Origin of the sequence: Anaerococcus octavius (assembly GCF_900445265.1) — a bacterium.
Taxonomy (GTDB): domain Bacteria; phylum Bacillota; class Clostridia; order Tissierellales; family Peptoniphilaceae; genus Anaerococcus; species Anaerococcus octavius.
Window position 1 is genome coordinate 155,635 of record NZ_UFTA01000002.1, and the last position, 18,071, is coordinate 173,705.

Below are 18,071 nucleotides of genomic sequence, written 5' to 3' on the forward strand. Positions count from 1 at the left end.
TTTATGTATCAATATTTGTCCATTTCTATAGGAATGGAGCTTTTCTTAATTGTACAGAACTTTAATAAGCTGTCAAATTTTCATGAAAATTTGCAGCCGATTTCATACTAAATTTTTATCTTAATTAACACCTCCCTTCAAAAAATATTGATAATTGGGATAAGATTTGATCCCAGCCTCGTATTCTATATGTCCACTTACTTGAGGCATCTACCATTGCTAGATACAAGCTTTTTTGTAGAGCATAAGCATAGTCATTTGGAAATGTGGTTTTATTTTTGCTCACTTTTCTTAGTTACCTATTGAAGTTTTCCATAGCATTTGTTGTATATATCAGTTTTCTTATTCCTTCTGGATATTTAAAATATGTCGATAATTCTGTCCAGTTGTTTTTCCAAGAGCTTACACACATTGGATATTTTTTACCCCATTTTTCTTCAAAGACTCCTAAATTTGTTAAGGCTAAGTTTTCTGTTGGTGCCTTGTATACTGCTTTTAGGTCTTTCATTAATTCTTTTATGTCTTTGTAGGATACATACTTTGTGGAGTTTCTTATTTGATGGATTATACATTTTTGTATTTCTGCTCTTGGATATTCTGCTTCTATAGTCTCACTAAATCCTGGTAGATTGTCTGTTGAGAATATTAATACATCTTCTAGTCCTCTTTCTTTTAGACCATTTAATACTAAAAGCCAGTATTTGCTTGATTCGTTTTCTCCAACCCATAGTCCTAGTATTTCTTTAAATCCTTATAGGTTGTAGCCTAGGGCAATGTAGACTGATTTTTTGACTACTATATTGTTTTCTCTTACGTGGTAGTGTATAGCGTCTAAAAAGACCATTGGATAGATTTTTTCTATTGGTCTATTTTGCCAGGGCCTGCCCCAGCCCATTCTTTCCAACGAATGAAATGAGTTGATGATATTATTAGACGAGGGTATTCCTTTGCCATACATTGATATTATTTGATTTTCTATGTTTGATATGTCTTTTTCATATTTCTTTAATGATTGTGGTTCAAATGTTCCTTCTCTATCTCTTGGTATGTTTAAATCTATATTTCCATATGATGATCTAACTGTTTTTTTTTACTAGTACCATTTCTTGTATTTAATGATAGTGGTTTTTCTCCATATTCATAGTCTAAATGCTCATCTAATTCTGCTTTTAAAAGTTCTTCCATTGTATCGCCTAAAAGATCTTTTAGTGCTTCTTGAATATCTTGTGAACTTTTAGGCTGATATTCTTCAATTAACATTTTTGCTATTTTGCTTCTTTTTGTCTCTGGTCTTTTTCTTGGCATAAAAATTCCTCCTGATTAGTTTTCACTTACCCTAATCAGGAGGTTTCTATACACAAAATTTTACACAGTCTCCGCCATGGTCATTTTTTTCTTTATTTATATTATCTTTTGTTCATTGAACAACAATCTAATTTTTCATTTCCAAAAGATTTTTTATTTTCTTCTGCTAGATTTTTCAAGAATTTTTCCCATCTATTTTTTATTGATTCAAAGATTTTCATATTTTACCTCCTCGGGTAATTATTTGTAAATTTTCTACAATAATATTTATACCGGAAAAAATTATTTTTTTCAATTTTTTATCTCCCTTTTTCCTATCCCATAATTAAAGACAGGATATCTTTTACAAAAGTAGAAAGATAAACTTCCATTTCATTATCTTTTAAAAATTCATCGATTGTTCTTTTTGCTACAAAAAACGCATCTTTTTCTGGAAATCCATAAATACCTGCAGAAATTAAAGGAAAGGCTATAGATTTTATTCCCTTTTCCTTTGAAAGCTTTAGAGAATTTCTATAAGCAGTAATGCCTGCCGATTTGATAAATGATATGATTCCTTTTTTAGGAATTTTGGATGATGCAATCGTCCTTCCATTTCTAATTTGTATAACAAGCAAAATGATCCCAGATTCAGTTATGGATAAGGAAAAAATTAAGAAAATAAATAAAAAGGAGCTAAGGGCTACTTTTTTTGTACAAAAAAACCAGGTCAAGGACCTGGCAAATATTATTCAGCAAATTCTATATTATCTTCTTCAAGTTTTGCAATTCTTGCTAGAGAATATACTTCTACTCCCATTTCTTCAATAATGTCGCGTCCATTTGAGAAAGATTTTTCAATTACTATCCCACAACCAACTGGATTTGCTCCTGCTTGGCGAATAATGGCGATCATTCCTTTTGCTGCTTGTCCATTTGCAAGGAAGTCATCGATCATTAGGACGTTTTCACCTTCACTTATAAATTCTTTATTAACTATAAGCTCATTCATAACTTGTTTTGTAAATGAAAATACACTTGAGTGGTAAACATCTTCGCTAGTAGTTAAAGATTGTTTTTTTCTACCAAATACGCATTTTACACCAAGTTCACTTGCAGTTGCTAAAGCTGGAGCAATACCTGATGACTCTACAGTAAATACTTTATCGATTTTTTGATCTTTAAAATGTTCTGCAAATTCTTTGCCCATTTTTTTTATTAACTCAACATCAATTTGCTGGTTTAAAAAAGAATCTACTTTTAATATATCATCGCCAAGAACAACGCCCTCTTCTAAAATTTTATCTTTTAATTCTTTCATCTTAACTCCTTATTTTTTTGTATGTAAAACTTATTATTATTATAAGGATAAATTCCTAAATAGTCAAAGATAAGCATTTCTATAATAATAGATACCCTAAATAAGTTGGGTAAAATAATTATATGAATAGTATAGAATTTAGTAAAGATTTAATAAAATTTATAGATGCCAGTCCTCTTAATTATTTTGCAGTGGCAAATACCAAAGATATTTTAAAATCCAATGCTTTTATAGAGCTAAAGGAAAATGAAAGATGGGAGATAGAAAGAAATAGTAAATATTTTGTAAGCAGGAATGATACAGCACTAATTGCTTTTACACTAGGAGATGATTTAACAAAGGGATTTGATATAATCGGTTCACATACTGATAGTCCAACTTTTAAGGTAAAATCAAATGCAGAAATAAATGATAGTGGTTATTTAAAAATAAATATAGAACCCTATGGTGGCATGATTTATTCCACATGGACAGATAGAACCTTGTCTTTGGCAGGTAAATTTTCTTATAAAGAAGATGGACAAATCAAAAGTAAATTAGTAAATATAAATAGAGACTTACTTACTATTCCAAATCCAGCTATCCATATGAATAGAAATGCAAATAAGGGTTTTGAATTAAATCCTCAGGATCATCTGTATCCCATTATTGAAACAATTGAGGAAAATTTTGAAAATGGATATTTAGAGAAAATCTTAGCTAATGAATTTGGTATAAATGCTTATAAAATTTTAGATTTTGATTTAGGCTTGTATGATAGGCAAAAGGGTGCAATTATAAATAATATGTATCAAATTGGCCGTATAGATAATCTTGGCTCAGTACATGCATCTTTAAAGGCTTTTATCGATGCAAAAAGTAAAAAAAATAATGTATTAGTTTTAAATGATAATGAAGAGATAGGATCAAGAACGCTGACAGGAGCATTTTCACCATTTTTAAGAGATACTTTAAAAAGACTTTGCGATAATTGTGGCTTAGATGATGAAGATTTTTATATAGCACTAGCAAATACTTATCTTATATCAGCCGATCAAGCTCATGCAGTGCACCCAAACTTTAAGGACTATCACGATCCAACTAATCCTATAATGATGAATGGTGGACTTGTTATAAAAACTGCCGCAAATGGAGCTTATTCATCAAATATTGCTTCAAATTCTAGATTAATTGACCTAGCAAATAATATTGGATGCAATATACAAAAATTCCACAATAGAAACGATAAGGCTGGAGGTTCCACTATAGGACCAATTGCATCAACTGGACTTGGAATAAATTCTATAGATGTAGGTGAGCCAATACTTGCCATGCACTCAATAAGAGAGCTTGGAGGTATAGAAGATCATTTTGATGCTTATAAAATTTATAAGGCATTTTATCAAACAGAATTATAAAAAAAGGAGAATATTATGGCAATAATGGAAATTTGTTTAATACCAATAGGTACAAAAGAAACTTCAGTAAGTAAATATGTAGCAAGTGCTAGTAAAGTTTTAGAAGCGGAAGGAGTTAAACACAAATTAAATCCAATGGGAACTGTAATACAAGCAGATCCTGATAAGTGCTTTGAAGTTGCTAGAAAGATGCAAGAAGAGGTTTTTAAAGCTGGATCTGATAGAGTTTATACAGTAATAAAAATGGACGATAGAAGAGATAAAGATCACGACATGGATTATAAAGTAAAATCAGTAAAAGATAAGATGTAAAAAAAAGATTGCCAAGTTATTTGGCAATCTTTTTTATATTAAATAAACACCGGAACTATATATCTTAATAAGAAAATAATCGCTAGTCCATAAACTAGAGGACTTACTTCTTTACCTCTACCTGTTAATAGTTTTATACCAGCATAAGAAATCATACCAAATGAAATACCCTCAGCAATAGAGTAAGTTGCAGGCATCATTAAAATAGTCATAAAAGCTGGGAAAGCTTCAGTAATGTCTGTAAAGTTTATTTCCACAACTGTTGATAGCATAAATAATCCAACTACTACAAGTGCAGCTGCAGTTGCTTGGGCTGGAATGATTGAAAATAGTGGAAAGAAAAATGCAGCGATTGCAAAACAAAATGCAGTTGAAAGTGCAGTTAAACCTGTTCTACCACCTTCTGCAACACCAGCAGAAGATTCTACAAAAGTTGTAATAGTTGATGTTCCTAACAATGCACCGAATGTTGTACCAATAGCATCTGCTAAAAGTGCTTTTGATCCATCTTTTAAGTTTCCATCTTCATCTAACATATTAGCCTTGGTAGCAACTCCAGTAAGAGTACCTAAAGTATCAAATATATCTACAAATAAAAATGAAAATAGTACTGAAAACATTTCAAAAGAAAAAATATTTGAAAAATCTAATTTAAAAGCTATTGGAGCAATTGTTGGCGGTTTTGACACTATAGCATTTCCGTCTGGAAGTTTTGAAACTCCAAGAATAAGTGAAATAATTGTAGATGCAAGAATCCCCCAAAGTAGAGCACCTTTTACATTTTTAGCTGTAAGAACAATCATAATAATAAGAGCGATAAAGAAAACTAAACCTTCTTTAGATGCTATATTACCTAGTTCTAGTGAGATATCGCCGACTCCTACAATACCAGCATTTAATAAACCGATAAGGGCAATAAATAAACCTATAGCAACAGAAACTGCTTTTTTAAGATTTATAGGAATAGCATTAAATAAAGCTTCACGAACTCCTGTAAAAGAAAGAATAATAAAAATAAGACCCTCTAAAAATACTGCTGTTAGAGCAAATTGCCAGCTTTGACCCATTTGCATTACAACTGTATAAGTGAAAAATGCATTTAGACCCATACCTGCAGACAAACCAAAAGGCATATTTGCATAAAAGGCCATAATTAGCATAGCAATTACAGAAGCTAAAATTGTAGCAGAAAATACAGCACCAGCATCCATGCCAGCATCAGAAAGTATAGCTGGATTTACAGCTAAAATATAGCTCATAGTCATAAAAGTGGTAATGCCAGCCATTATTTCTGTTTTTTGATCTGTACCATGTTCACGTAACTTGAAAGTACGTTCATTAAACGACTCAAATGCCATTATATCCTCCTTAAAATAAAATGATACAGACCTATTATACGCAAAATATTTATTTTTGCTAAAAATCTTTATTTTTTGAATTTTCTAAACTATAATATATATATAAGTCATGGAGGGTTTATGAGTACAAAAAACTTTATACAATTAATAGTAATAATTGTAGGAATAATGCTTTCGGCGTTTTTTTCGTCGTCGGAGACTGCTCTTACAAGTGTAAATATATTTAAAATTAGGCAAATGGAAAAAAATGGAGTAGAAAAAGCTCCCTTGGTAAAAAGATTAGTAGATAATATAGGCTCAGTTTTGACTACTATATTGATTGGAAATAATATAGTAAATATTGTTACTACAACAGTAGCAACAATTTTTTTTACCGAAGTTATGGGATCGAAGGGTGCAGTAATATCACCAATTATACTAACTATAGTTATTCTAATTTTTGGAGAAGTTACTCCCAAAAATATTGCAGCTGCAAATAGTGAAAAACTTGCCTTAAAAGTAGCAAGACCAATTAGGATTATTGATGTGATTTTAAAACCAATTAACTTAGTTTTAGGAAAAATCACAGGAGCAATGACTAAATTATTAATAGGCGAAGAAGAGAATTCAAATGTAGTTACAGAAGAAGACCTAAAAACTATAGTAGATGTTTCTGAAGAACAAGGTGTTATAAATAATGAAGAAAGTGAAATGATTAATAATGTATTTGAGTTTGGTAACTCATATGTTTCAGATATTATGACTCCTAGAACAAATATGGAAGTCATTTCTATTGACTCGGATCAACAAGAGTTAAGAGATATGTTAAAAGAAACAAATCATTCAAGGATACCAGTTTATGGAAAAAATATTGACAATATCGTCGGTATCTTACATATGAAAGATATAGTTTCACATATTGCTGATGGGAAAGGTCTAGTTTTAGAAGAGCTAGTAAGACCTGCCTATTATGTTTATGACAATATGCATATATTTGATTTATTTACAAATATGAGATCTGAAAATGTTTCGCTTGCTGTGGTAATAGACGAATATGGTGGAACTAGTGGACTAGTATCTATAGAAGATATTGTAGAAGAACTAGTTGGTGAAATCGATGATGAGTATGATAAAGATAATCAAGATATATTTAAAATAGCTGAAAGAACTTATTTAGTAGAACCGTCATTGCACCTTAGTGATTTTAATGATTACTTTAATTTAGAGCTTGAAGAAATTAAAAATGACTCTATAGGTGGTTTTGTTATCGATCATCTATCAAGAATACCAGTTCAAGGAGATATTGTAGAGGTCGATAATATAAAAATTACTGTTGATGAAGTCGATAGATATAAGATTGAAAAGTTGAAAGTAGAATTTATTTAGGGAGAGACAATGAAAGATACAGTTTATATAAGTGGCCATAAAAATCCAGATACAGATTCAATTATTTCTGCAATTTGTTATGCAGATTTAAAAAATAGGCAAGGATATGTAGATGCCATTCCAGTAAGACTTGGCAATCTAAATCCAGAAACAAAATTTGTCCTAGATTATTTTAATGTGGAAGTTCCAGCTTTAAAAGAATCCATGCTTTTACAAGTAAAAGATTTAAATTTTGATAGAGCATATGCTATAGATCCAATTATTCCAGTAAGGGTGGCTTGGGATATTTTTCAAGAAGGACTTACAAACTCTCTAGCGGTAGTAGATAATGATGGCAAAATAATGGGTATAGCCTCACTTTCAAATATTACAAAATCTTATATGGATGTTTGGGATGATAAAATTATTGGAAGATCCAACACACCTATAGAAAATATTATCGATGTATTAGCTGCAAAATCCCTAGTTTTACCAGAAAATCCTCGTGACTTTGATGGCAAAATGACAGTTATGGCTATGAACGATGAAAATCAAGATTTTGATACTTATTTTAGCGAGGGTGATATAGTAATTGTAGGTAATCGTACAGATTATTTAGACTATTTAATTGAAAGAAAAGTAGCCCTTGTAATATTAACAAATGGATCTAGCTTGGATAAGGATTTATTAGAAAATGCCTATAAAAATGGAGTTACAATCTTATCTACAGAATATAACACCTTTATGACATCCAGACTTTTGCCAATGACTATTCCAGTTAGTCATGTAATGACAGAAGATGACTTAGTATATTTTTCTACAAATGATACTATAGATCTTGTAAGGGAAACTATGGCTAAGTCAAGATTTAGATCATATCCAGTAGTTGATGAAAATAAAAAAGTAATAGGATCTATTTCTCGCTACCATTTGATTTCATCAAATATGAAAAAATTAATATTAGTAGATCATAATGAAAAAAATCAATCAATAGATGATATTGACCAAGCTGAGATAATGGAAATTATAGATCATCACAGAGTTGCAAATATTTCTACAACAGCTCCACTTTTTTATAGGGCAGAGCCTGTAGGATCAACAGCAACAATTATTTCAGAAATGTATTTTGAAAGTGGATTAAGACCATCAAAAAAAGTTGCAGGATTACTATGTGCAGCGATTATATCAGATACTCTTTTGTTTAGATCACCAACAACAACAGATGTTGATCGTAGAATACTTGACCGTATGAGCAAAATTGCAGATATAAATCCAGAAGAGTTTGCCAACCAAATGTTTAAAGCGGGTACAAGTTTAAAAGAAAAATCTCCAGCAGATATTGTAGAAGGCGATGTAAAAACATTTACAATAGGTGGAGAAGATGTAAGAGTTGGTCAAGTTATGACAATGAATCCAGAAGAATTAGAACCGCTTCGTGATGAAATTACAAGTCTTATGCAAGCAAAAATAGAATCAAAAGGAGAATCTACATTTGTTTTAGTTCTAACAGATATATTTAATGAAACTAGTGAGCTTTTAGTTGTAGGTGAACATGTGGAAGATATAGAAGAAGAATTTGGCAATAAGGTTACAAATGGTACTATTTCTGCACCGGGAGTTTTAAGTCGTAAAAAACAAGTCATACCAAGACTAACAAATGCTTTTGTAAAAGCAGAGTAACAGAGTCCTAGCTTAAGCTAGGATTTTTTATTTATATTATTTTAGGGTAAAAAATTATTAGGAGTGTGAGTGTATGGATGAAATAATGGATTTATATGATAGAAATAGGCAAATAACAAAAAATACCTACATAAGAGGAAGTGCCCAACCCAAAGGTTTTTTTAGATTAGTAGTTCATGTTTGTATTTTTAATAGTAAGGGAGAACTATTAATCCAACAAAGAACCTATAATAAAAAAATGCCTGGCCTATGGGATGTAACATGTGGAGGAGCGGTTTCTACAAAAGAATCATCTTCTCAAGGAGCACAAAGAGAATTATCAGAAGAACTTGGCATAAATATAGACTTTTCAAAAATAAGACCAAGCTTAACTGCTAATTTTCCACAAGGCTTTGATGATTTTTATATTTTACACGGTGATATAAATTTAGATGATTTAATACTTCAAAAAGAAGAAGTAGCAGATGCTAGGTGGGAAAATCTAGAAGGAGTTCTTGCTTTAAGACGAGCAGATAAATTTGTAGGCTACAAGGAATCATTTATTAGGTTTTTATTTGATTTAAGCCGTGATAATAGGTACGTGGATATATAATTAGAATAAGAAAGGAAGCAAGTTTATGAAAAAAACTAGTTTCACCAAGGCTTATCTATTTCTAAGGATAGCATTTAGTTTATTATTAGTTATTGGAATAATAAATTTTAAAAATTTACCTGACCTCATACCAATCCATTGGAATGGCAGTGGAGAAGTCAATAATAGTATAGAAAAGGGGCACTTTCTAATTAGTATCTGGATAATTTATTCAGCTACACTTTTAATAGATAAAATAGCATATAAAAGAGCAGATTATAAAGACAATAGAACTAGCAATATTATTATCATAGTTGTCTTAACTTTATTTCTTTTAAATTTTGCTTACTTATTACTAAGATATATATAAATAAAAAAACTCGAAGCTTAAGCTCCGAGTTTTATTTATTTAATTCCTCAAGTAGGTATTCTGGGTCCATGCCGTGTACCATGCATGCTTCATCAAGTGTTTCGTACAATGAAGATGGACATGCGATGCAACCCATACCTGCCATAAGGAGAGTGTTTATTGATTCTGGTTTTGCCTGGATGATATCACCAATTAACATATCGCGGGTGATTTCAACTTTGCCAGTTGTTTGTTTAGTATCTTCCATTCTAGTACCCCCTTTTATATATTTATAGTACTACAAAATGCACTATTAGCAAGTAACTTACTAGGGATTAAACTTTCTCTTAACATTTAGTATAATAATAGAAAATCTAAGAAAGGTCAATAGAAAATGCAAGAAAAAGAATTATTAATGGATGAAATTTTAGAATTAAGAGAAAAACTAAAAGAAAAAAATGAAATGATAAGTAATTTGGGTAAAAACGTATCGTTTTTTCAATTATTTATTATCCCTTTAATAATAGCAGGTCTAACAACGCTAATTATAAGGCAAATCCCTATTAGTGATAATCAAAGTGTGGGATTTTTTATAGTAATTTTTATTGTTAGTATAAGTATTGCAACTATTATTAATAAAAAGAAAATAGCAAATAGGAAACAAGAACTAATAAATGAGAGAATTGCCATACAAAAAGCTCTAGTAAAAAAAGGAAAAGATCTAAGTGAGCTTGAAAATAATATTGAAAAGTAGAGGCTTGTTAGTATAATATTAGCAGTTAGACTACTAGAGTGCTAAGGAGGAAAAATGAAACAAGAATTTAAAGCTGAAGCCCAAAAAGTCATGGATTTGATGATTAATTCCATATACACAAATAAAGAGATTTTCCTAAGAGAATTAATTTCAAATGCATCTGACGCTTTGGATAAGCTATATTATAAAGATTTAAAATCAGATAGTGAAACAAATAAAGATGATTATTATATACAAATCATTCCAGATAGAGAAAATCGTACTTTAACCATAAAAGATACTGGTATAGGTATGGATGAAAATGAATTAGTTGAAAATCTAGGAACTATTGCTAAATCAGGTACAGATAGTTTTAAAAAATCTGTAGAAAATTCTGATATAAAAGACTTGATTGGTCAATTTGGTGTAGGATTTTATTCTGCTTTTATGGTTGCTGATAAGGTTATAGTTAAAACTAAGAAATATGGATCAGATACTGGATATATATGGGAAAGTGAAAATGCTGATGGCTTTGAAATATCAGAAACTGATCAAGAAGATAATGGTACAGCAATCACACTTTTCTTAAAGGAAAATACAGAAGATGAAAATTTTGATGAATATCTAGATCAGTTTAAAATTAAAAATTTAGTAAATAAATATTCAAACTACATCCGCTATCCAATCAAAATGGAAGTTACAAAAACAAGGCTTGCTGAAGATAGCACAGAAGAAGACCCAAAATATGAAGACTATAAAGAGTTAGATGTTTTAAATTCTGAAACACCAATTTGGAAGAAAAATAAAAGTGATTTAGCTGATGAAGACTACATTAATTTCTACCAAGATCAACATTTTGGCTTTGATGAACCACTATCATGGATTCATTTTAAGGTAGAGGGGGCAGTTCAATTTAAAGCACTAATCTACATTCCTAAAAAAGCACCATTTGATTATTATTCAAAAGATTATCAAAAAGGCTTGCAATTATACACCCACGGTGTAAAAATTATGGAACGCAGTGAAGATTTATTACATGATGCTTATTCATTTGCTAAAGGTGTTGTAGAAAGTGATGATTTAACTTTAAATATTTCAAGAGAAACGCTACAACAAGATAGGCAATTAAGAGTAATATCCAAGCAAATTAACAAAAAAATCAACAAACACTTATTAGACTTACAAAAAAATGAACCTGAAAAGTATAGTGAATTCTTTAAAGAGTTTGGAAACAATATAAAAGTTGCAATCTATGAAGCCTACGGCTCAAACAAAGAAGAATTACAAGATTTATTACTTTTTCATTCTAAAAATGAAGACAAACTTATATCTTTAAGAGAGTATAAAGAAAATGCAAAATCAAGTGAGGAAAATATCTTATATGCTACAGGAGATTCTCTAGAAAAGATTAAAAATTCACCAGCCCTAGCTATGGTAGATGAAGATAGCGATGTATTATTGCTAGATGAAGCAATAGATGAATTTTTAATAAAAATGCTAGAAGAATATGATGGATTAAGCTTTAAATCATTAGCAGAAGAAGATGACAGTGAAGTTGAAAATGAAGATCAAAAAGATTTAGTAGGAAAACTTTTAGAAAATCTACCAGATGATGTTGTAGATATCAAATTTAACGAAAAAATGGGCGATATCCCAGCAATGATTAAGCAAAGAGGGGATATTTCTATAGAAATGGAAAAAGCTCTAAAAAATAATCCTCAAGGTCCAGCTATAAAAGCAGAAAAAGTTCTAGAAATTAATAAAAACTCTAAGGCTTATGAACTTTTAGAAAATGCAAAAGATGATGAAAATAAAAATGAAATTGTAAATTTACTACTAGATCAAGCAAAACTAATAGAAGGTCTAGAAATAGAAGATCCAGTATCCTATACAAAAAATATTTGGAAATTAATCTAGAGGATAATATGGAATATAAAAGAAAAAATGTTTGGCTAAACATTGATGATCAGCAAAAAAACGAATTAGAAGAAATTTCAAAAGATTATATAGATTTTTTAAATGTGGCAAAAACAGAAAGGCTTGCTACAAATGAAATTATAAAAAGGGCACAAGCAGCTGGTTTTGTGAATCTTGAAGAAAAAATAAATAATAATTCTATAAAAGCTGGTGACAAAGTTTATACAGTAAATAAAAATAAGGCTGTGGCTTTATTTGTAATAGGAAGTGAAGATTTAGAAAAAGGTATGAGCATAGTAGGAGCTCATACTGATTCTCCAAGACTAGATTTAAAGCCGGTTCCTCTTTCTGAAGATACACAAATCGCATATTTTAAAACTCATTATTATGGTGGAATTAAAAAATATCAATGGACAACAATTCCATTAGCCTTGCATGGTGTAGTTTTTAATAAAAATGGAGAAAAAATAGAAGTAGCTATTGGAGAAAATGATGATGAACCAGTATTTACAATCTCAGAATTACTAATTCACTTATCTAAAAAAATGATGCAAAAATCCGCCAATGAAGTAATAGAAGGTGAGCAATTAAAAGTAATTGTAGGATCTATACCATTAGCTGATGAAGAAGATAATCCGGTTAAGAAAAATATTTTAAAAATCCTCAATGAAAAATATGGCATAGAAGAAGAAGATTTTATCACAGCAGAATTTGAAGTGGTGCCAGCTATTAAAGCCCGTAACGCAGGATTAGATAATTCTATGATTATTGCTCATGGTCAAGATGATAGAGTTTGTGCATATAGTGCATTAAATGCGATTTTAAAAATAGAAGACCCAGCAAAAACATCAGTAGCACTATTTGTAGATAAAGAAGAGATAGGCTCTCGTGGTGCTACAGCAATGACCTCTCAATTTTTCGAAAATGCAGTCTTAGAACTATTAAATATAGAAGAAAAAGTAAATTTGATTAGTCTAAAAAGATCTCTAGCAAATTCAAAAGTGCTTTCTGCAGATGTAACTATGGCCTATGATCCAAACTTTAAAGATGTATCAGAAATAGATAATGCAGCTCAATTTGGTTGTGGAGTTGCCCTTACTAAATACACAGGTAGTGGTGGAAAAGGTGGATCTAATGATGCCAATGCAGAATATTTATCTGAAATAAGATTAGCATTTGAAAAAGATAAGGTAATTTACCAAACTGGCGAACTAGGTGCAGTTGATGCAGGTGGTGGCGGAACAATTGCCTTTATACTTGCTGAATATGGCATGGATGTTGTCGATTGTGGTACACCAGTTATATCTATGCATGCTCCAACAGAATTAGTAAGCAAAGCGGATTTATATGAAACAATTTTAGCTTACAAATCTTTTTATAAAAATATTTGACATAGTATTATTCTTTTAGTATAATATTACGCTTGCTTGACTTTTGACATGTATCATCGTATAATATATTTTAGCATTTAATGAGAGGATGATATAATGGAGCAAAGATCAGTTAATGACATCAGGCAAGATGTGAAGAGAAATATCGGTAAAGAAGTTATTCTAAAAGCTGATATGGGGCGTAAGCGTATAAAAACTAAAACAGGTGTCATTGTAGATGCATTTCCAAGTGTCTTCACTGTAAAAGTTAATAATGATTTTGATGTTGAACGCACGGTATCATATTCATATTCAGATATATTAACATCAACTGTAGAGTTAATCTCTGCAGAGTAAAAAAACTGATTGGATTTTACCAATCAGTTTTTTTTTTAATTATCTTCTTAGTTGTCAGTATTATCTATTTCATCTTCAACATTTTCGTCATCATTTTCATTATCGTTGTTATTATCTTTATCTTTATCTTTATCTTTATCCACTTCTATAATAGTAGTTGTAGTTTCTGTAGGTTCTACTTTTTCTTTCTTTTTTTCGCATCCAGAAAAAGCAACAAGCATTATAAAAGTTGATAGTAGCATTTTATTAATTTTTTTCATTTTACCTCTAAATTTTTAAATCAACCCATTTACCTTTTTTAAATCTATGTCTTAGTCCTATAAACCTACTTGCTTGGTCAGCTAAAATAGCTATCCATATACCATCTAATCCTAATTTTAAGACATTTACCATTAATAGTGTAGCAACTGACCTTACTATTGTTACTGATAATATTGCTACAAATAAGGTATATCTAACATCTCCAGCTGATCTTAAAGAACCACCATAGATTACTTGTAATATTTGGAAAATAACTATAATCCCAATATATCTAATTACTATATCACATTTTTTTATTATATTTATATCATCAAAAAATAGGCTAAATATTTGTCTACCAAATATTATAAATATCAAGGAAATTAACAAACCCATTACAAGACCAATTTGCTGGCAAACTTTACCATACTTTATAGCCTCATCCTTACGTCCCGCTCCTAAGTTATTTCCTGTTAAGGTAATTACTGCTACACTCATACCATCTCCTAGGGAAAATGAAAGTGAAAGTAAGTTCATACCTACATTGTGAACTGCAAAATAATCAGTACCAAGTCTTGCTGCAGTAAGAGCTGTTATAAAAAATCCTATCCTCATAGACATTATCTCTATAAAAATATTTATTCCCAGATTGGATATTTCTTTAGAGATTGTTTTACTGATTCTTATGCCACTGTAGGCCATTTCTTTTAGATTAAGATAGGATCTTTTTTTTCTTAGTGAATGAAAGCACATTATAGAAGAAACTGCAGTACCTATTACAGTTGCTATAGCTGCTCCTTTTGTACCAAGTTCTGGAAAACCAAATCTTCCTTCAATAAGTAGGTAGTTGAAAAATATATTTACAAGAGAAGATACCAGATTAGTAATAAATGCTATTCTAGTATTGCCAGCTCCCCTATGAGCTGCATTTATAATCATTGAAATAGCATTAAATATAAGACCTATCATAATAACATTAAAATATTCTTTGGCCATTTGGTGGGTGCTAGCATCACTGCCTGTAAAAACTAAAATAGGATCTGAAAATCTAACCATCAAAATTGTGGTGATGACAACAAAAATCAGTGAGATTAATAAGGCTGTCATCAAAGTTTGATTTGCCTTTCTACGATTATCTTCGCCCTGCCTTCTAGCTACTAGAGCAGAAACAGCACTAGATATGGCAAAAAAAGATGTAATTGCCAAAAATTTGGGCTGAGTCGTAAGCCCTATTGCGGCAATAGCTTCTGGCCCTAGCGATGAAATCATAAATGTATCTATGATTCCTGCTAGTGCTATAAAAAAAGATTCAAATACAGCAGGCCAAGCTAGAGCCAAGGCTCTTTTATAATATTTTTTTTCCTGCAAAACTTCCTCCGCTTTCTATTAATTGCAAGTATTTTTCTATGTAAATATCTATTTCATCTGGAAAATCATTTACATTATTTGCTAAAATTTCATAGATTTTTGTCATAGCTAGTTTATTAGCTTTGATAAAATCATTTGTTTTTAGATAATAATTTATAAAAAGTGCATCTAATAGATCACCAGTACCAGCAAAATCATGGTCAATTCTGTTGTAGTAATTTTTGGATATACTATCATCTATAGCTATATTATAAAAACCATTGTTATCATTTAGACTTGTAATAGTATATTTTTTATTAGAAGTTGCTAGATTCTTATAATTATCAAGGCCTAAGAAATTGGCTTCTGTAATATTTGACATGCAAATATCCGCTATTGATAAAAGTTCTTTATATATATTTATTTTTTCTTGGCTGACGCTAGGATATAGCTTTCCATCATCTCCCATAACTGGATCTAATATTACTATGGGTTTTTTTTCTAAACTTTCTATGTATTTTACTATAATATTTTTTTGCTCAATATTGTTTATAAAACCTATAAAAATTAAATCAAAATTTAAGCCTAGCTCATCCCAGACTTTTAAACTATTTTTTATATGATCTGTTGTATCAAAAATAGCTACGTTTCCTAAAGAGAAATTATTTGAAATTAATGCAGAAGGTAAGAAAAAAGCGTCATTGCCACTATATGTCAAAACTGGCTCCATAATATTACCAGCAATTTTGCCTTTGGATACAAAATCACAAAATAAAAGAATTTTACTCATTACTAACTCCTTACTTAATATGATATTAATTATAAGCCTTTTGTCAATTAACTAAAATCGTAAAATTTGCTATAATAAAAATATGAGTGACGATCGTTTTAATATTATAGAAAAAGTTAATAAAAATAAGTATGTGAAAAAAACTAAGAAATCTATCATATCTTTATTTTTTTCAAGGGCAGGAGTATTTGCTTTATTAATTTTGCTACAAATTGCGGCTATGATCTATCTTTATAAACACTTAAAAGTCGATCCTTCTTTTCTAATAAGTGGGGATACAGTTTTAACAATAGTTATTATGCTTGTAATTTTAAATATGGATTCTATAAGGTCATCCTTTAAGCTATCATGGTTTATATTAATAGCCATTATGCCATCATTTGCAACCATAGTATTTTTTCTGGCATATTTTAGTATAGGCTATAAAAAAGAGCAAAAAAAGATTTTGGAAATAGAAAAAATATCTAGAAAATATCACCATAGAGATATAGATATGATTGACAATCTAAAAGAAGATGAACCAGGTCTTTATAATATGCAAAATTATTTTTATGATTTAGGAGGCTTTACCCTGTATGAAAATACTGCCAGTAAGTATTATCCGGTAGGTGAAGATATTTTTAATGACTTATTAAATGCTATAAAAGGTGCTAAGGATTTTATATTTATAGAAATATTCATAATTGATTACGGCTATATGTGGGGAACAATTTTAGAGGAACTTGTAAAAAAAGTTGAAGAAGGTGTAGAGGTTAGACTTCTAATAGACGGGACAAATTTACTTACTAGAGTGAAGTTAAATTTTCCAAGTGAAATGGAATCTATGGGCATAAAATGCAAGGTATTTTCGCCCCTATATCCAATTATTTCTACTTATTATAACAACCGTGATCATAGGAAAATTTTTGTAATTGATAATGAATATGCCTTTACAGGTGGCATAAATCTAGCAGATGAATACATAAATGTTTTTGAAAGGTTTGGCCATTGGAAAGATTGTGGTATTCGTTTAAAAGGAGAAGCCACTGAGTCCTTTACAATAATGTTTTTACAAATGTGGAATTCAATCGGTGATCAGATAGAAGATTTTAGTCCTTATTTACAAAGAAAAATGGCTATGGATGGTCAAGGACTAGCCTTACCATTTTCTGATAGTCCTATGGATATGGAAGATTATGGCAAAAATTCTATACTTTCTTTTTTAAATAATGCCAAAGACTATGTATACATTATGACTCCTTATTTTATAGTTGAGGATGAAATTGTAAACGCTTTTGTAAATGCAGCAAAAAGAGGAGTAGATGTTAGAATTTGCTTACCACACATACCAGATAAAAAAATAGCTTTTGCACTGGCAAAAACCCACTATAAGACTCTTGTTGACAATGGAGTGAAAATTTTTGAATACACACCAGGTTTTGCCCACTCTAAAGTTTGGCTATCTGATGATAGCTATGGATTTGTAGGAACTATAAACCTAGACTATAGAGCCCTTTATTTAAATTTTGAGTGTGGAGTATGGATGAAAGATACAGAAGCTCTAGTAGAAATAAAAAGTGATTTTGATGTATTTTTCAATATAGCGACTAGAGTCAGTATGGAAGATGTAGAAAATATTCCCCTACATACAAAAGCAGTTGGAAAGATTGCTAAACCATTTGCAACCTTATTTTAATAAAAAGAGTACAAATTGTGCTCTTT

20 protein-coding genes and 1 pseudogene are annotated in these 18,071 nt (G+C 30.3%); 12 read left to right on the forward strand and 9 right to left on the reverse strand.

All coding sequences use genetic code 11. From position 1 onward, the window contains the following. Window positions 1-124: 124 nt before the first annotated feature. The 3 genes and pseudogenes from DY249_RS00890 to DY249_RS00895 all read right to left on the reverse strand — a co-directional run bounded on the left by DY249_RS00890 (window position 125) and on the right by DY249_RS00895 (window position 1,922). Window positions 125-1,260, reverse strand: a pseudogene (locus DY249_RS00890) (IS256 family transposase). Between the two features lie 146 nt (window positions 1,261-1,406). Then, a complete protein-coding gene (locus tag DY249_RS09395) occupies window positions 1,407-1,526 on the reverse strand; it encodes an LDCC motif putative metal-binding protein (protein ID WP_281063119.1) in 120 nt (39 codons plus the stop codon). Between the two features lie 93 nt (window positions 1,527-1,619). Then, the gene (locus tag DY249_RS00895) at window positions 1,620-1,922 is read right to left on the reverse strand and encodes a macro domain-containing protein (RefSeq protein WP_245943474.1); all 303 of its coding nucleotides are present in this window, start codon (window positions 1,920-1,922) and stop codon (window positions 1,620-1,622) included. On the opposite strand from DY249_RS00895, the gene DY249_RS00900 reads away from it, so the two are divergent. Further along, the gene (locus DY249_RS00900) at window positions 1,855-2,115 is read left to right on the forward strand and encodes a YkvA family protein (protein ID WP_245943475.1); all 261 of its coding nucleotides are present in this window, start codon (window positions 1,855-1,857) and stop codon (window positions 2,113-2,115) included. The two genes, DY249_RS00895 and DY249_RS00900, sit on opposite strands and share 68 nt — an antisense overlap. On the opposite strand, the gene DY249_RS00905 is transcribed toward DY249_RS00900, so the two are convergent. Then, window positions 2,033-2,605 carry a xanthine phosphoribosyltransferase gene (locus DY249_RS00905; RefSeq protein WP_115594857.1) on the reverse strand — a complete coding sequence of 191 codons (573 nt, stop codon included), beginning with the start codon at window positions 2,603-2,605 and terminating at the stop codon, window positions 2,033-2,035. The genes DY249_RS00900 and DY249_RS00905 overlap by 83 nt on opposite strands. A 122-nt stretch (window positions 2,606-2,727) precedes the next feature. Between DY249_RS00905 and DY249_RS00910 the strand changes: the two genes are divergently transcribed. Together DY249_RS00910 and DY249_RS00915 are read left to right on the forward strand one after the other, a co-directional pair. Further along, window positions 2,728-4,002, forward strand: a complete 1,275-nt coding sequence (locus DY249_RS00910) for a M18 family aminopeptidase (protein ID WP_115594858.1) — start codon at window positions 2,728-2,730, stop codon at window positions 4,000-4,002. A gap of 15 nt (window positions 4,003-4,017) precedes the next feature. Beyond that, window positions 4,018-4,314, forward strand: a complete 297-nt coding sequence (locus tag DY249_RS00915; protein WP_101540242.1) for an MTH1187 family thiamine-binding protein — start codon at window positions 4,018-4,020, stop codon at window positions 4,312-4,314. 38 nt (window positions 4,315-4,352) lie between these two features. Here the strand turns inward: DY249_RS00915 and DY249_RS00920 are convergent, their stop codons facing one another. Beyond that, entirely contained in the window at window positions 4,353-5,672 is a 1,320-nt protein-coding gene (locus DY249_RS00920; protein ID WP_115594859.1) for an NCS2 family permease, read from the reverse strand. Between the two features lie 120 nt (window positions 5,673-5,792). Between DY249_RS00920 and DY249_RS00925 the strand changes: the two genes are divergently transcribed. From DY249_RS00925 to DY249_RS00940, 4 genes are all read left to right on the forward strand, one after another. After that, window positions 5,793-7,037 (forward strand): hemolysin family protein, encoded by a 1,245-nt coding sequence (locus tag DY249_RS00925; protein WP_115594860.1) that lies wholly within the window; start codon window positions 5,793-5,795, stop codon window positions 7,035-7,037. Window positions 7,038-7,046: 9 nt separating this feature from the next. Next, window positions 7,047-8,696 carry a putative manganese-dependent inorganic diphosphatase gene (locus tag DY249_RS00930; RefSeq protein WP_115594861.1) on the forward strand — a complete coding sequence of 550 codons (1,650 nt, stop codon included), beginning with the start codon at window positions 7,047-7,049 and terminating at the stop codon, window positions 8,694-8,696. A gap of 73 nt (window positions 8,697-8,769) precedes the next feature. After that, the gene (locus tag DY249_RS00935) at window positions 8,770-9,288 is read left to right on the forward strand and encodes an NUDIX hydrolase (protein ID WP_115594862.1); all 519 of its coding nucleotides are present in this window, start codon (window positions 8,770-8,772) and stop codon (window positions 9,286-9,288) included. 25 nt (window positions 9,289-9,313) lie between these two features. Further along, window positions 9,314-9,637 carry a DUF1648 domain-containing protein gene (locus DY249_RS00940; RefSeq protein WP_115594863.1) on the forward strand — a complete coding sequence of 108 codons (324 nt, stop codon included), beginning with the start codon at window positions 9,314-9,316 and terminating at the stop codon, window positions 9,635-9,637. Window positions 9,638-9,668: 31 nt separating this feature from the next. Here DY249_RS00940 and DY249_RS00945 read toward each other — a convergent pair whose 3' ends face one another. Continuing rightward, complete coding sequence (locus DY249_RS00945) at window positions 9,669-9,884, reverse strand: DUF1858 domain-containing protein (protein ID WP_115594864.1); 216 nt, start codon at window positions 9,882-9,884, stop codon at window positions 9,669-9,671. Between the two features lie 126 nt (window positions 9,885-10,010). Between DY249_RS00945 and DY249_RS00950 the strand changes: the two genes are divergently transcribed. The 4 genes from DY249_RS00950 (at window position 10,011) to DY249_RS00965 (ending at window position 13,993) form a co-directional block, all read left to right on the forward strand. Next, window positions 10,011-10,370, forward strand: coding sequence for a hypothetical protein (locus DY249_RS00950; RefSeq protein ID WP_115594865.1), 360 nt, complete (start codon window positions 10,011-10,013; stop codon window positions 10,368-10,370). A 54-nt stretch (window positions 10,371-10,424) separates the two neighbouring features. Then, window positions 10,425-12,266, forward strand: coding sequence for a molecular chaperone HtpG (htpG, locus tag DY249_RS00955; RefSeq protein WP_115594866.1), 1,842 nt, complete (start codon window positions 10,425-10,427; stop codon window positions 12,264-12,266). Between the two features lie 8 nt (window positions 12,267-12,274). Continuing rightward, the gene (locus DY249_RS00960) at window positions 12,275-13,657 is read left to right on the forward strand and encodes an aminopeptidase (RefSeq protein ID WP_115594867.1); all 1,383 of its coding nucleotides are present in this window, start codon (window positions 12,275-12,277) and stop codon (window positions 13,655-13,657) included. 96 nt (window positions 13,658-13,753) lie between these two features. Further along, window positions 13,754-13,993 (forward strand): Veg family protein, encoded by a 240-nt coding sequence (locus tag DY249_RS00965; protein ID WP_101540232.1) that lies wholly within the window; start codon window positions 13,754-13,756, stop codon window positions 13,991-13,993. 47 nt (window positions 13,994-14,040) lie between these two features. Here DY249_RS00965 and DY249_RS00970 read toward each other — a convergent pair whose 3' ends face one another. From DY249_RS00970 to DY249_RS00980, 3 genes are read right to left on the reverse strand one after another with little or no spacing between them, the layout of a single operon-like run. Beyond that, complete coding sequence (locus tag DY249_RS00970) at window positions 14,041-14,253, reverse strand: hypothetical protein (RefSeq protein WP_115594868.1); 213 nt, start codon at window positions 14,251-14,253, stop codon at window positions 14,041-14,043. A 7-nt stretch (window positions 14,254-14,260) separates the two neighbouring features. Continuing rightward, window positions 14,261-15,601: an MATE family efflux transporter gene (locus tag DY249_RS00975; protein ID WP_115594869.1), complete on the reverse strand. Its 1,341-nt coding sequence runs from the start codon at window positions 15,599-15,601 to the stop codon at window positions 14,261-14,263. After that, window positions 15,579-16,370, reverse strand: a complete 792-nt coding sequence (locus DY249_RS00980) for a carbohydrate kinase family protein (protein WP_115594870.1) — start codon at window positions 16,368-16,370, stop codon at window positions 15,579-15,581. The genes DY249_RS00975 and DY249_RS00980 overlap by 23 nt, the downstream gene beginning before the upstream one ends. A gap of 82 nt (window positions 16,371-16,452) precedes the next feature. On the opposite strand from DY249_RS00980, the gene DY249_RS00985 reads away from it, so the two are divergent. Next, entirely contained in the window at window positions 16,453-18,045 is a 1,593-nt protein-coding gene (locus tag DY249_RS00985) for a phospholipase D-like domain-containing protein (RefSeq protein WP_115594871.1), read from the forward strand. The last annotated feature ends 26 nt before the right edge of the window (window positions 18,046-18,071 follow it).

What these genes read in the sequence shown, in the direction of transcription:
- DY249_RS09395 (WP_281063119.1), bottom strand. Translation starts at nt 1,526, where the DNA reads ATGAAAATCTTTGAATCAATAAAAAATAGATGGGAAAAATTCTTGAAA.
- DY249_RS00900 (WP_245943475.1), top strand. Translation starts at nt 1,855, where the DNA reads ATGATTCCTTTTTTAGGAATTTTGGATGATGCAATCGTCCTTCCATTT.
- DY249_RS00905 (WP_115594857.1), bottom strand. Translation starts at nt 2,605, where the DNA reads ATGAAAGAATTAAAAGATAAAATTTTAGAAGAGGGCGTTGTTCTTGGC.
- DY249_RS00910 (WP_115594858.1), top strand. Translation starts at nt 2,728, where the DNA reads ATGAATAGTATAGAATTTAGTAAAGATTTAATAAAATTTATAGATGCC.
- DY249_RS00915 (WP_101540242.1), top strand. Translation starts at nt 4,018, where the DNA reads ATGGCAATAATGGAAATTTGTTTAATACCAATAGGTACAAAAGAAACT.
- DY249_RS00920 (WP_115594859.1), bottom strand. Translation starts at nt 5,672, where the DNA reads ATGGCATTTGAGTCGTTTAATGAACGTACTTTCAAGTTACGTGAACAT.
- DY249_RS00925 (WP_115594860.1), top strand. Translation starts at nt 5,793, where the DNA reads ATGAGTACAAAAAACTTTATACAATTAATAGTAATAATTGTAGGAATA.
- DY249_RS00930 (WP_115594861.1), top strand. Translation starts at nt 7,047, where the DNA reads ATGAAAGATACAGTTTATATAAGTGGCCATAAAAATCCAGATACAGAT.
- DY249_RS00935 (WP_115594862.1), top strand. Translation starts at nt 8,770, where the DNA reads ATGGATGAAATAATGGATTTATATGATAGAAATAGGCAAATAACAAAA.
- DY249_RS00940 (WP_115594863.1), top strand. Translation starts at nt 9,314, where the DNA reads ATGAAAAAAACTAGTTTCACCAAGGCTTATCTATTTCTAAGGATAGCA.
- DY249_RS00945 (WP_115594864.1), bottom strand. Translation starts at nt 9,884, where the DNA reads ATGGAAGATACTAAACAAACAACTGGCAAAGTTGAAATCACCCGCGAT.
- DY249_RS00950 (WP_115594865.1), top strand. Translation starts at nt 10,011, where the DNA reads ATGCAAGAAAAAGAATTATTAATGGATGAAATTTTAGAATTAAGAGAA.
- htpG (WP_115594866.1), top strand. Translation starts at nt 10,425, where the DNA reads ATGAAACAAGAATTTAAAGCTGAAGCCCAAAAAGTCATGGATTTGATG.
- DY249_RS00960 (WP_115594867.1), top strand. Translation starts at nt 12,275, where the DNA reads ATGGAATATAAAAGAAAAAATGTTTGGCTAAACATTGATGATCAGCAA.
- DY249_RS00965 (WP_101540232.1), top strand. Translation starts at nt 13,754, where the DNA reads ATGGAGCAAAGATCAGTTAATGACATCAGGCAAGATGTGAAGAGAAAT.
- DY249_RS00970 (WP_115594868.1), bottom strand. Translation starts at nt 14,253, where the DNA reads ATGAAAAAAATTAATAAAATGCTACTATCAACTTTTATAATGCTTGTT.
- DY249_RS00980 (WP_115594870.1), bottom strand. Translation starts at nt 16,370, where the DNA reads ATGAGTAAAATTCTTTTATTTTGTGATTTTGTATCCAAAGGCAAAATT.
- DY249_RS00985 (WP_115594871.1), top strand. Translation starts at nt 16,453, where the DNA reads ATGAGTGACGATCGTTTTAATATTATAGAAAAAGTTAATAAAAATAAG.